The organism is Streptomyces sp. URMC 127 (assembly GCF_051386535.1).
Taxonomy (GTDB): Bacteria; Actinomycetota; Actinomycetes; order Streptomycetales; family Streptomycetaceae; genus Streptomyces.
Genome location: NZ_JBPQTW010000007.1, coordinates 66,596 through 79,326, shown reverse-complemented (window position 1 = coordinate 79,326; position 12,731 = coordinate 66,596). Strand labels below are relative to the sequence as shown.

The following is a 12,731-nucleotide window of genomic DNA, read 5'->3' as shown; positions in this document are numbered from 1 at the left end:
GGAATGCGGGGGTACGGGGACGGGGCGCCCCGCGCCCACGGTTCAGCGGACGCTGTAGCCGCCGTCGACGGTGACGACCGAGCCGGTGGCCGAGCGCGACTCGTCGGAGGCCAGCCACACCACGGCCCCGGCCACGTCCTCCGCCTCCACCAGGGCATTGGTCGGCTGCTGCGTGAGGAACGCCGACTCGTGCTCGGCCGGGTCGAGCCCGATGCTCCTGCCGATCTCGGCCAGCATCCGGCCCTCACCGGGCTCGCTGTCCCGCACGGAGCCGGGGCACACCGCGTTGACCCGGACCCGGTAGGGCGCGTAGTCCAGCGCGGCGGCCCGGGTCAGTCCCACCAGGCCGTGCTTGGAGGCGACGTACCCGGCGAAGTGGCGGTAGCCGACCAGGCCGGCGGTGGAAGCGATGTTGATGACCGAGCCGGTGCGGCGCTCCACCATCGAGGGCCCGGCCGCCCTGGTCATGCGCCAGGCCGCGCTGAGATTGGTGTCGATCATCACGGCCCAGTCCTCCTCCGTGACGTCGTGCACGACGCGTCCCGAAGGGCCGGCGATGCCCGCGTTGTTCACGAGGACGTCCACCTGCCCGAAGCGGGCGAGCGTCTCCGCGACGACCCGCTCGGCGTCCGCCGGGAGACGCACGTCCGCCCGTACGGCGAGGACCGCGGCGCCCTCCGCCCGGCACAGCCGGGCGGTGTGCTCCAGCTGGCTGGGCGTCGCCATCGGGTACGGCACCGCGCTGACGGAGGCCGCGATGTCCGCCAGGACGACGGCGGCCCCTTCCCGGGCGAGGGCGACCGCGCAGGCGCGCCCGATGCCGCGGCCGGCGCCGGTCACGACGGCGACCTTGCCGGTGAGCCTGCCGGTCACGAGGCGGCACCGGCCGGGGCCGCCGCCCCTGCGGCGCGCCCGAGCAGGTCGAGCAGTGCGGCCCAGGAGTCCACCAGGTACATGTGGCCGCCGGCGATCTCCGCCTGCTCGAAGGAGGCGCTCGTGACCTCCTGCCACTCGGCGAGGTCCGCCGCCGACACCAGGTCGTCGTCGCTGCCGCGCACGGCGAGCACGGGCACGCCGAGGCGGGTGACGCCGTCGTGCCGGTAGTTCTCGTGCAGGGCCACGTCGGTGCGCAGCGTCGGCAGCAGCAGGTCGCGCAGCTCGGGCTCGTCCAGCGCCGGGTGGCGGTAGCCCGCGATCCGGGCGACGCCCGCGACGAACTCGTCGTCGGGCAGCCCGGTGACGCGGCCGGCCCGCGGGGTGCGCGGCCCGGTGGAGCCGCTGACCACCAGCAGCAGCGGCAGACCGGGGGCCCGCTCGGACAGCGCGCGGACGGTCTCGTACGCCAGGAGCGCGCCGTAGCTGTGGCCGAACACCACCACGGGGGCGGTGCCGTCGAGCTCTTCCAGCAGCTCGGGCACGATCGTGCCGATCAGGGTGCCCATGTCGGTGCACTCCGGCTCGGCCATGCGGCGCTCGCGGCCCGGCAGCTGCACCGGCACGATCCGCAGGTCTTCCCGGTGCCCGAGCCAGGAGTGGTAGAAGCTGGCACCCGCGCCGGCAGGGGGGAAGCACAGCACCGCGGGACTCGACATGTCTCTCCAGTTCGGGGTCAGGTACGGATGGGGGAGCCGGGCTCGCCGGCCGTGTCCGGGGCGGCCTCCTCCGGCGCGCCGGGGCCGGCGGCCGTCAGCTCCTGCAGGACCCGCCAGGCCACCTCCTCGACGGTGAAGCCGGCGAACAGCTCGCGGACGGCCAGCTCGACGCCGAACTCGTCCCGCAGCCGGGCCGCGAGGCGCACGGCGGCCAGCGACTGGCCGCCCAGGTCGAAGAAGTTGTCGTACACGCCGACGGTCTCCTGCCCGAGGAGCTCCGCCCAGATCAGGGCGATCTCCTCCTCCAGCGGGGTGCGCGGAGCCACGTACGGAGCCCGGGCGGTGCTCTGCGCCCCGGTCGCGGCACGGGCCGGAGCGGCGGCAGCGGCCGGGGCCGGGCCCTTCAGGCCGGGGACGGCGGAGACGGGCAGCGGCGAGCGGTCGGCCAGCCAGCCCAGGACGGCCGGGAGGTCCTCCGCCAGGGCCGCCACCGTGGACGCGTCGAGCAGAGCGGCGTCGTACTCCAGCACGCCCTCCAGCCCGTCCGGGCCGGGCCGCAGGTCGAGCACCAGGCCGGCCTTGGCCGCGCCCATGCCCACCGGCAGCTGCTCCAGCTCCAGGCCCGCCGTGTGCCACGTGCCGGGGCGGGGGCTCTGCAGCACCATCATCACGCGGCCGAGCGCGCCGCGGTCCGTGGCGGGGCCCGCGGCGAGGTGGGAGATCTGCTCGTAGGGCAGGTCCTGGTGGTCGTAGGCGCCGAGGCAGGTCTCGCGCGCCCGGTCGAGGACCTCGTCCGCGGCCGGGTCGCCGGACAGGTCGGTGCGCAGCGGCAGCGGGTTGACGAAGTAGCCGATGAGCTCCTCCAGTTCGGGCCTGGAGCGGCCCGACACGGGGGAGAGCACGGTGATGTCGTCCTGCCGGCAGTGGCGGGCGAGCAGCACGCCGAAGCCGGCGAGCAGGGCCATGAAGAGCGTGGCGCCCCGCTCGCGGGCGGCCGCTTCGAGCCGGTCGCGGAGCCCGGCGGGCACCGCGACGGGGTGGACGGCGCCAGGGGTCTCTTCCGCGGCGCGGGGGGCTCCTTCCGCGGCGCCGGGGCCGGGGGCGGCCGGAAGCGCGACGGGGGTCGCGCCGGCCAGGCGCCCGGCCCAGTACGCCGTCAGCCGGTCGAGACGGGGGCCGCTGAGCGTCTCCCGCTGCCAGACGGCGTAGTCCGCGTACTGGACGGGGAGTTCGGGCAGCTCCGGTGAGGTTCCGGCGCGTCCCGCGGCGTAGCGGAGCATCAGCTCGCGCAGCAGGATCGCGGAGGAGTCGCCGTCGGTGACGATGTGGTGCATCGCCAGCACGGCGACGTGCTCCTCCGGGGAGAGCCGCAGGAGCCGCAGCCGCAGCAGGGGGCCGGTCGCCAGGTCGAAGGGCGTCCCGGTCTCCTGCCGGACCAGGTCGTCCACCTGTCCGGGCGTGACGTCTTCGACGGGGATCCGCAAGTCCGGCACGGGGCCGATGACCTGTACGGGCACGCCGTCGTCGAGCCGGAAGACCGTCCGCAGCGTCTCGTGCCGTGCGGCCACCGCGTTGAGGGCCGCTTCGAGGGCGGGCACGTCGAGCGCGCCGCGCAGCCGGACGGCCGCCGCCACGGTGTAGTCCGAGCGGCCGGGGTCGATCTGGTTCTGCAGCCACAAGCTCTGCTGCGCGAACGAGGTGATGATCGCCAGCGTCTCCTCAGCCATCGGGAGCGGACCTCCAAACTCGTGCTCGGTGCGTGCCCGCGGTGGGCACGGAATGCATCCTCGGCGCGGCCGGGGCGGCCCGGGAGTCGGGAAGTCCCCTGACTGAGGCGGAACATGGCCGCTGTGGCAGAGTCGGGCCGGATCGGGGGATTCCTGCAATCATGGAGGACAGATGCGATTCCGCTCAGTGGCCGGGGACGGCCTCGGCGCGGTTCTCGACTGGAACGTCACGGAGCCCGTCGTCTGGATCCCGGCCGACCGGTATCGCGAGGAGTCCGCGGCCGGCCGGCTCCGCCCCGAGTGGACGTGGATAGCCGAGGACGACAGCGGGCGCGTGCTGGCCCGCGCGCTGTGGTGGGGACGCTCCGACAGCGAGCACCCGATCACGCTGGACTGCCTGTCGGTGCATCCCTCGGTCGCCGCCCCGGCCACGCTGGCCGCCGAGCTGCTGGCCGCCGGCCACCGGGCATTCGCCGGCCGCGGTGCGGCGGGCCCGCCCTCGTACAACATCATGGTCCCCCACGACGGCCCGGGAGGGGACCGCGCCGCCGTGACGGCGGCCGTGGCGTGGCGGGAGGAGGCGGCCCGGTGCGCCGGGCTGACCGAGCGCATCGAGCGCTACCGCTTCGAGTGGACGCCGCAGGCCGGCGTGCCCGCGCCCAGCACGCGTCTGGTCTTCACCCCCGAGCCCGACGACGAGGCGTTCGTCGCCGTGTTCCGCGAGGTCGCCCGGGGCAGCCTCGACCAGGAGACGCTGGCCAACGTGGCTGCCATGGGCGAGGAGGGCGCGGCCCGCGACGACCTGGAGTTCTACCTCGACTGCCCGGGGGAGCGCGACTGGTGGCGGATGGCCCGCACGCCCGGCGGCGAGCTCGTCGGCTTCGCGATACCGTCCCGCACCCCCTACAACCCCAACGTCGGCTACCTGGGCGTGCTTCCCGGCCTGCGCGGGCAGCGCTACATCGACGACATCCTCGGTGAGATCACGCGCTTCCACGCGGGCCTCGGCGCCGAGCGGATCACGGCGACCACCGACTCCGTCAACATCCCCATGGCGGCGGCCTTCCGGCGCGGCGGCTACCGCGTCAGCGAGACCCGCGTCGTCCTCTCTGCGCCGGCCGCCTGACGCCGCCCCGGCACAGCCCTCCCCGCCCCGCGCACCGCGAGCCGGAACGGCCCCGCTGTTCCGGCTCGCGCGCTGCCGGGGCCCGGCCGCTGTCAGGGGTTCCCCCGACTCCTGCTCCCCCGCGCCCGCGGCCAGGATCGGGAAGGTGCGGGGGTGCGGACGGGCCGCGCCGCCGCTCGGACGAAAGGCGGTTCCCGTGTCCGATCCGACCCAGGCCCCCGGCCTGCCCGAGGCCGTGACCGCCGCGGCGGCCGGGCTGGCCGCAGGCGGCCACCACCTGCTGACCTCCGGCACGCTGTCCGCCCTGGCCGGTGCCGGGGCCGAGGACTGGGCGCGGTTCGCCCGGCACTGGGACGACCTCACCGCCGACACCTATATGCGCGACGGCGGCACCTACCGGTACCGGCGCTACGGCCACTTCCACCTGGACTCCGCGACGGACACCCTGACCGCCCTGCCGCACGCCCCGTACGCGCAGGACCTGACGGTCAACCCGCTGAACGGAGGCGTCCAGCGCCACTTCGACCCGCTGACCGAGGAGTTCCTCGCCGACCCGCTGACCCGTGCGACCGTCCTCACGCTCGGCCGGATCTTCTCCGCCGCCGAGGGAGTGACCGCCTGGGACGTCAAGCTGCACCCCTTCCGGATCGTCACCGGCGCCGGCGAGACCGGCAAGCCCGCCCCGCAGGGCAGGCACCGCGACGGGTCCACCTTTGTCACCTCGCTGCTGGTCGCCCGGCACAACGTCACCGGCGGCGAAAGCTCCCTCTACACCGACGACGGCGAGCAGCTGTGCGCCGTGACGCTGAGCACCCCCGGCGAGCAGCTGCTGGTCGACGACCGCCGCGTGCTGCACGACGTCACCCCCGTACTCCCGGTGGACCCCGCCCGGCCGGCGTACCGCGACGTGCTGATCGTCGACTTCGACCTGCTCTGACCGCCCCGCGCACCCGACATCCCAGCCAGCGTCACAGTCACAGGAGATCCGATGCCCGACCAGCAGGTGCCGCAGGCGGCCGAGCTGAACCGCGCCATCAGCGAACTGTCCCCGGAGCGGCGCGCCCTGCTGAGCCGGCGGCTCGCCCGCGCGCGGACGGGCGAGGGGAGCGTCCCGCGGCTCCCCCGCACCCCCGGAGTCAGCCGGCTCCCCGCCTCGGCGGGCCAGGAGCGCCTCTACTTCCAGCACGAGCTGGACCCGGCGGCGACCACTTACCTCCTGCCCATCGTGCTGCGGCTGCGGGGTGACCTGAGCGAGGACGCCCTGCGCACCGCCCTGGCCACCGTGACGGACCGGCACGAGGCGCTGCGCACCGGCTTCGAGATGGTCACCGGCGAAGGCCTGCGCCAGGTGATCAGCGCCCCCGGAGGGGCGGCCGCCGCCTTGACGGCCGAGGAGTGCGACGCCGCGGACGTCGACGCCCGGATCCGGGCGCTGGTCACCCGGCCCTTCGACCTGGCGGGCCCGTCGCTGCTGCGCTCCGCGCTGTGGCGGGTCCGGGACGCCGGCCCGGACCGGCACTGGGTGCTGGCCCTGTGCGTGCACCACATCGTCGTCGACGGCTGGTCGCTGGGCGTGCTCGTCGACGACCTGATGGAGGCGTACACCGCCGCTGTCGAGGAACGACCGGCCCGGCTGCCCGCACTGCCCGTCCAGTACGCCGACTTCGCCGCCTGGCAGCGCGACCGCACCGAGGGCGAGCAGGCGCGCGGCGACCTCGCGTACTGGCGCGAGGCCCTGGCGGGCACGCCGGAGCTGCACCTGCCCGGTGACCGGCCCAGACCCGCCGCGCCCAGCTTCGCGGGCGGCGCCGTTCCGGTGCCCCTCCCGGCCGCGCTCACCGACCGGCTCGCCGCCCTGGGCCGGTCCGAGCAGGCCACGCCCTTCATGGTGCTGCTCGCGGCGTTCGCCGTCGTCCTGCACCGCTGGTCGGACCAGCGCGACCTGCTCGTCGGCACCCCGGTCGCCGGACGGTCCCGGCCCGAGCTGGAGCGGCTGGTCGGGTTCTTCGTCAACACCGTCCCGCTGCGCCTGGAGGTCGAGCCCACCGCCTCGTTCCGGGAGCTGCTGCGGCACACCCGCGCCCGCTCGCTGTCCGGCTTCGCCCACCAGGACCTGCCCTACGAACGGATCGTCCAGGCGGCCGGCGAGGAGCACGGCGGCGGGCGGGCCGCACTGCTGCGCGTCATGCTCGCCCTGCGCAACGTCCCCTTCCGCGAACTGCGGCTGCCCGGCGTCGAGGTGAGCATCGACGACACCACCAGCTCCGGCGCCGACCTGGACCTGACCGTGGAGTTCTCCCCGGCGCCCGGCGGCGGCCTCTCCGGCTGGCTCGGTTACGCGCTCGACCTCTTCGACGACGACACCGCCGCCCGGATCGGCGAGGCCCTGCGCACCGTGCTCGAAGCGGTCGCCGCGGATGCCGACGCCGCGGTCGCCGAACTGCCCGTCATGCGGGCCGCCGCCCGGGACCGCCTGCTGGGCATGAGCGGCCCGGAGCCGGTCGCGATCCCGGCCCGGCCGCTCACCGACTGGTTCGCCGACCAGGTGGCCGCGACCCCCGGCGCCGTGGCCGTCGTCGCCGACTCCGGCGACGACGCCGTCGTGTCGCCCTCCATGACCTTCCGGGAGCTCGACGAGCGGTCGGACCGGCTGGCGCACTGGCTGCTGGCGGCCGGCGTGCGGACCGAGGACCGGGTGGGCGTGTGCCTGCCGCGCGGGCTGGACTTCGCCGTCGCCATGATGGCGGTGTTCAAGGCCGGCGCGGTGTACGTGCCGCTGGACCCCGACCACCCGGCCGAGCGCCACGAGCAGCTGATCCGGGACGCCCGCACGGCCCTGGTGCTGACGCTCTCCGAGCACGCCGGCCGGATCCCGTCCGTCACCCCCGGCGGGCACGACGCCCCGGCCCGGGCGGTGGCGCTGGACACCCTCGGCGAGGCCCTGGACGCGCAGCCGTCCGGCCGCCCGCGCGTCGCGCTCGCACCGGACAACGCCGCCTACGTCCTCTACACCTCCGGATCCACCGGGCGGCCTAAGGGCGTGGTGGTGTCGCACCGCGCCATCGCCCACCGGGTCCGGGACCTGATCACGACACTGGGCTACGGCCCGGCCGACGCGGTGCTGCAGAAGACCCCCGTCATCGCCGACCCCTCCCTGTGGGAGCTGCTGGTGCCGCTGCTCAGCGGCGCCCGGCTGGTCATGGCGGTCCCGCGCCGCAACACCGACCCCCGCTACGTGCTGGAGGTCTTCGCCCGGCACCGGATCACGGCCACCGACTTCGTTCCCTCGACGCTCCGGCCGGTGGTGCGCGAGCCCGGCTTCGCCGAGGCCGCGCGCAGCCTGCGCGTCGCGTTCAGCGGCGGCGAGGAGCTGACCGCGGAGCTGTCCGGGCAGTTCCTCGAACTCGCCCCGCACGCCGCCCTGTACAACTGCTACGGGCCCACCGAGGCCGCCATCGACGTCGCCATGCACCGGGTGCCGGTGCCGGTGCCCGACCCGGTTCCGATCGGCTCGCCGACCAGCGGCGTCACCCTGTACGTGCTCGACGCCGCGGGCCGGCTGCAGCCGGTCGGCGTGCCCGGCGAGCTGTTCATCGGCGGGGTCCAGCTGGCCCGCGGCTACCTCGGCCGGCCCGGGCAGACCGCCGAACGCTTCGTGCCCAACCCCTTCGTCCCCGGGGAGCGGTTGTACCGGACCGGTGACCGGGCGCGGTGGCGGGGCGACGGAACGCTGGAGTTCCTCGGCCGGGTCGACCACCAGGTGAAGATCCGCGGCTACCGCGTCGAGCCCGCCGAGGCGGAGGCCGCGCTGCGCACGCACCCCGCCGTGTCGGAGGCCGTCGTCCTGGCCCTCCCGGACCCCCGTGGCTCGATGCGGCTGGCCGCCTACCTCAGGCCGGTGCCGGGCGCGACCGTGCCCGGTGCGGACGCCCTCCGCCGTCACCTCGGGCGGATCGTGCCCACCCCGCTCATCCCGTCCTCGTACACCGTGCTGGAGGTCTTCCCGCTGACCCCCGGCGGCAAGGTCGACCGCAAGGCCCTGCCCCTGCCCGACGAGGACGGCACCGGCGCGCGCGCCGAGCGGGTGCCGCCGTCGGACGACATGGAGCGGGTGCTGGCCGGGGCCTGGGAACAGGCCCTGGGAACCGCGGGCATCGGCGTGCACGACGACTTCTTCGACCTGGGCGGGCACTCGCTGCTGGCCACGCAGGTCGTGTCGAACATCCGGCAGCTGTTCCGGATCGAACTGCCGCTGCACTTCTTCATCGAGGCCCCGACGGTGGCCTCGCTGGCCGTCCTGGTGCGGGCGCAGGGGGCCCGCAGCGGCGTCGACGTGGACCGGGTGGCCGCGCTGGTCCTCAAGGTCCAGCAGATGTCGGCCGCCGAGGTGGACGCGGGGCTCCGGTCCTGACCCGGAGCGGCGCGTCCGTAGCGGCAGAGCCGTAGGGACAGAGCCGTACCGGCTCGCCCGTACCGATCAGCACATCCGTACCGACAGAAGGGCCCGCACCGTGGCGAGCGAGACCATGGCGGAACCGGCGGTCACCCGGCGCGGCTTCGCCCGCGGGTTCCGCCGGCTGTGGGGCGCCATCACGCTCTCCGGCCTGGGCGACGGCATCCGGATCACCGCCTTCGCGGTGTTCGCGGCGTCGCTGACCGACGACCCGTTCCAGGTCGCCCTGGTGACCGTGGCGACGCGCCTGCCGTGGCTGTGCGTCGGCCCGTTCGCGGGGGCCCTGGCCGACCGCGTCGACCGGTGGCGGACGCTGTGGCTCTGCGACGCGGTGCGGGCGGGCCTCGTGGGCCTGTTCGCCGCCCTGGCCCTCACCGGCCACGTGGGCATCCCGGTCCTGGCGGTGACCGCCTTCCTGCTCAGCTCGGTGGAGACGCTGGCGGACAACCTCGCGCAGGCCATGGTGCCGGACGTGACGGGCGACGCGAGCCTGGACTCGGCCAACAGCCGCCTCATGGGCGGGCAGATGGTCACCACCGAATTCCTCGGAGCGCCCCTCGGGGCGTTCCTGTTCGGGGTGTCGCACGCGCTGCCCTTCGCGCTGGACGCGGTCTCGTTCGCGTTGTCCGCCGTGCTGATCCTCAGCATCCGCAAGCCGCGGACCGGCAGCGGCACCGGTCAGCCGGGCTCCGCTGGGCAGCCCGCGCCCGCCGGGCTGCGCGCGCAGACGGCCGAGGGCATCCGCTGGCTGCGCGGCCATCGCGTGCTGCGGACCGTCTGCGTGCTGGCCGGCGCCCTGAACTTCTCGGTCCTGGCCGTCCTGTCCGTCGCCGTCCTCTACGCCCTGGAGGTCCTCGGCATCGGGCGCGACGCCTACGGCCTGCTGATGGTGATCATCGCGCTCGGCGGTCTCGCGGGCCTGCTGGCGGCCCCGGCGGTCGTCAAGCGGCTGGGACGGGCCGGGACCCTGCGGCTGGCCTGCGTGCTGTGCCCGCCGGCCTTCCTCGTCCCCGCCCTGACCACCGACCCGTTCCTCGCCGCGGGCGTCCTCAGCCTGGTGGGGGCCGCCATCGCCCTGGTGAACGTCGTCAGCGTGTCGCTGCGCCAGGTGCTCGTGCCGACCGAGCTGTTCGGACGGGTCAACGGCGCCTACCGGCTCGTCGTCAACGGGCTGTCCCCGCTGGGCGGCCTGGCCGGCGGGGCGGTGGCCGCCCGGTTCGGGCTGCAGGCGCCGTTCCTGATGTCCGCGGCGCTCATGGCGGTGGTCACGGTGCTCGCGCTGACGCTGCTGCCCGCGCGCGGCCTCGACGCGGAGGACGGCCGGGACCGGCGGGACGGCGGTCCCGGAGACGGGACCGGGAGTGGGAATGGGGCCGGAGAAGGGGCCGGGGCTGGAGAAGGTACTGGGGCCGGAGACGGGACTGGGGCGGGAGCGCCGGGCGCGCCCCGGCCGGCACTCCCGCGCGCACCCCGGCCGGGCCGGCGGCACCTCCCGCGGATCGTGCTGCTCGCCGCGGCCGTTGTGACGGCGCTTGCCGCCGCGTACTCCACCGTCTCGCCGCCCGCCCCGCTGCCCGCGAGCGCCCCCGCCGGCGACTTCTCGGCGGCCCACGCCCACCGGCACATCGCCGAGCTGGCCACTGCCCCGCACGGCTTGGGCACGCCCGAGCACGACCGGGTGGCCGCCCGCATCACCGCCGGGCTCAGCGCCCTGGGCCTGCGCCCGCACGAGCAGAACGCCACCAGCACGGACACCGGGTCGGGCGCCGCCCTCTCCGCCCGGGTCCGCAACATCAGTGCGACGCTGCCCGGCACCCGTCCCACCGGCCGGGTGCTGCTCGTCGCGCACTACGACTCGGTGGAGACCGGGCCGGGGGCGTCGGACGACGGCCTCGGCGTCTCCTCCCTCCTGGAGACCGCACGGGCCCTGGTGACCGGCCCGGCACCGCGCAACGACATCACCTTCCTCTTCACCGACGGGGAGGAGCCGGGCCTGATGGGCGCGCGCGCCTTCACCGCCGCGGAGGCCGGCGGCCACGGCGACCCGGACCGCACGGTGGTGCTCAACCTGGAGGCCCGCGGCACCTCCGGCCGCGCGGTGATGTTCGAGACGGGCGCGCACAACGCCGCGCTGGTGCCGGCGCTGAGCGGCCGTCCACCGGTCGCCACCTCCTTCTCGTACGAGGTCTACCGGCTGCTGGCGAACGACACCGACTTCTCCGAGCTGCGCCGCGCCGGCATGACCGGGATGAACTTCGCCGTCGTCGGCGGCTCCGCCCGCTACCACACGCCGCAGGACGATCCGGAGAGCGTCAGCCTCGCGAGCCTGCAGGACATGGGGTCGGCCGCGCTCTCCGCCACCCGGCACCTGGCCGGCGCGGACCTGGGTGCGGTGAACGGGCAGTCTGACGTCACCTACTTCACGCTGTGCGGCCTGCTCGTGCGCTACCCCGGCGGGCTCGTACTGCCTCTCGGGGCTCTGACCGCTCTCGCTTTCGCGGCGGCGCTGTGGTCCGCTCGGCGACGGGGGGTGGTGCGGCTCCGTACGGTCGCGACGGCCGCGGCCACCCTGGCTCTGCCCCTCCTGGGCGCCGCCGCCACCGGCTGGGCCGGCTGGGCACTGCTCACCCTGGTCCGGCCCGACTACCTGGGCTTCATGCTGGGCGACCCGTACCGGCCGGGGCTGCAGACCGCCGGCCTGGCGATCGTGGCCGCCGCCCTGACGTGGGCCTGGGCCGCCGTGCTGCGGCGCGTCCGGCCGTCCGGAGCGTCCCGTTCGGCGCTGGAGCTCGGCGCCGGCGTCACCACCGTCCTGGTGCTGCTGACCCTGGCCACCGCCCTGCTCTTCCCGGGCACGTCCTACCTGTTCGCCTGGCCCGCGCTGGCCGGCGCGGCGGGCCTGGCGGTGGCCGTCCGGCTGCCGGAGCGCTCGCCGTGGCGCGGCGCTTGTGCCGCGCTCGCGGCGATCCCCGCCGCCGCCCTGCTCACCCCCGTCGTGATCATGCTGGCCGGCACGGTCGGCCTCGTGTACGCCGCGGTGCCCCTGGCCGTCGTGGTCCTCCTCGCCGCACCGGCCCTGGTGGCTGCCGCACCGGCGCTGCGCGCCCGCACCGTGGTGGCCGTCACCTGTGCGACGGCCCTGCTCGGCGCCACCACAGTCGCCGCGGGGACGGCCCGCGACACGACCGACGCGCGCCACCCCGTCCAGGTCAGCCTGATGTACGCGGTGGACGCCGACACGGGAAGCGCCCGCTGGATCAGCAGGGGCACCTCCGGCAACGCCTGGGCCGCCGGGCACGTCCCGGCCGCCGCGACGGGCCTGAAGAGCACGTTCCCGTCGCTGACGGGTCCCGGCAGCTGGCACACCGGCTCCGCGCCCTCCCTCCCCGTACCGCTGCCGACGCTGCGCGTCGACGCGGACCGGAGGGAAGGACCGGTCCGGACCGTGACCGTGCACCTGGGGTCCGAACACGGCGTGCCCACCCAGCTGATGCTGTTCGCGGACACGGACGCCGTCACCGTCGAGGGCGCCCGCCTCGGCACGGCCGAACTGCCCGGCGGGGAGAACCGTCCCACCGCCGGCAGCCGGTGGAAATGGGGGCTGATCGTCGCCGCGCCCGGCCCCGGGGGAGCCGACCTGACCCTCCGCGTACGCGGTGACGGGCCGCTGCCCCTGCGCGTGGCCGCCCAGACCCCTGCGTTGCCGGAAGCCGCCCTGCACGAGCCGCGGCCGGCCACCGTGACCTGGTCCGGAGAGCTGTCCGGCTACACGGTCGCCACCCGCGGCTACCGCCTCTGACCTGCTCGGCTCCCCTCCACTGCGCTACTCCGCC

The 12,731-nt window shown here is 75.6% G+C and carries 7 protein-coding genes; 4 read left to right on the top strand and 3 right to left on the bottom strand.

The genetic code is table 11. The features are described 5' to 3' along the window. Window positions 1–42: 42 nt before the first annotated feature. The 3 genes from ACSNOH_RS03770 to ACSNOH_RS03760 are packed head-to-tail and all read right to left on the bottom strand — an operon-like array spanning window position 43 to window position 3,319. Window positions 43–873: an SDR family oxidoreductase gene (locus ACSNOH_RS03770; protein ID WP_436719721.1), complete on the bottom strand. Its 831-nt coding sequence runs from the start codon at window positions 871–873 to the stop codon at window positions 43–45. Continuing rightward, complete coding sequence (locus tag ACSNOH_RS03765; RefSeq protein ID WP_436719720.1) at window positions 870–1,592, bottom strand: thioesterase II family protein; 723 nt, start codon at window positions 1,590–1,592, stop codon at window positions 870–872. The genes ACSNOH_RS03770 and ACSNOH_RS03765 overlap by 4 nt, the downstream gene beginning before the upstream one ends. A 17-nt stretch (window positions 1,593–1,609) precedes the next feature. Further along, the gene (locus ACSNOH_RS03760) at window positions 1,610–3,319 is read right to left on the bottom strand and encodes a condensation domain-containing protein (RefSeq protein ID WP_436719719.1); all 1,710 of its coding nucleotides are present in this window, start codon (window positions 3,317–3,319) and stop codon (window positions 1,610–1,612) included. 172 nt (window positions 3,320–3,491) lie between these two features. Between ACSNOH_RS03760 and ACSNOH_RS03755 the strand changes: the two genes are divergently transcribed. The 4 genes from ACSNOH_RS03755 (at window position 3,492) to ACSNOH_RS03740 (ending at window position 12,697) form a co-directional block, all read left to right on the top strand. Further along, the gene (locus ACSNOH_RS03755) at window positions 3,492–4,445 is read left to right on the top strand and encodes a GNAT family N-acetyltransferase (protein ID WP_436719718.1); all 954 of its coding nucleotides are present in this window, start codon (window positions 3,492–3,494) and stop codon (window positions 4,443–4,445) included. Between the two features lie 196 nt (window positions 4,446–4,641). Further along, a complete protein-coding gene (locus ACSNOH_RS03750) occupies window positions 4,642–5,382 on the top strand; it encodes a 2OG-Fe dioxygenase family protein (protein ID WP_436719717.1) in 741 nt (246 codons plus the stop codon). Between the two features lie 51 nt (window positions 5,383–5,433). Beyond that, on the top strand, window positions 5,434–8,856 hold the full coding sequence (locus tag ACSNOH_RS03745; protein ID WP_436719716.1) for an amino acid adenylation domain-containing protein: 3,423 nt from the start codon (window positions 5,434–5,436) through the stop codon (window positions 8,854–8,856). Window positions 8,857–8,956: 100 nt separating this feature from the next. Further along, the gene (locus ACSNOH_RS03740; protein WP_436719715.1) at window positions 8,957–12,697 is read left to right on the top strand and encodes an MFS transporter; all 3,741 of its coding nucleotides are present in this window, start codon (window positions 8,957–8,959) and stop codon (window positions 12,695–12,697) included. Window positions 12,698–12,731 lie beyond the last annotated feature (34 nt).

Excerpts from the sequence above, each read along its gene's own strand:
- ACSNOH_RS03755 (WP_436719718.1), top strand. The coding sequence starts at position 3,492 with ATGCGATTCCGCTCAGTGGCCGGGGACGGCCTCGGCGCGGTTCTCGAC.
- ACSNOH_RS03745 (WP_436719716.1), top strand. The coding sequence starts at position 5,434 with ATGCCCGACCAGCAGGTGCCGCAGGCGGCCGAGCTGAACCGCGCCATC.
- ACSNOH_RS03765 (WP_436719720.1), bottom strand. The coding sequence starts at position 1,592 with ATGTCGAGTCCCGCGGTGCTGTGCTTCCCCCCTGCCGGCGCGGGTGCC.
- ACSNOH_RS03760 (WP_436719719.1), bottom strand. The coding sequence starts at position 3,319 with ATGGCTGAGGAGACGCTGGCGATCATCACCTCGTTCGCGCAGCAGAGC.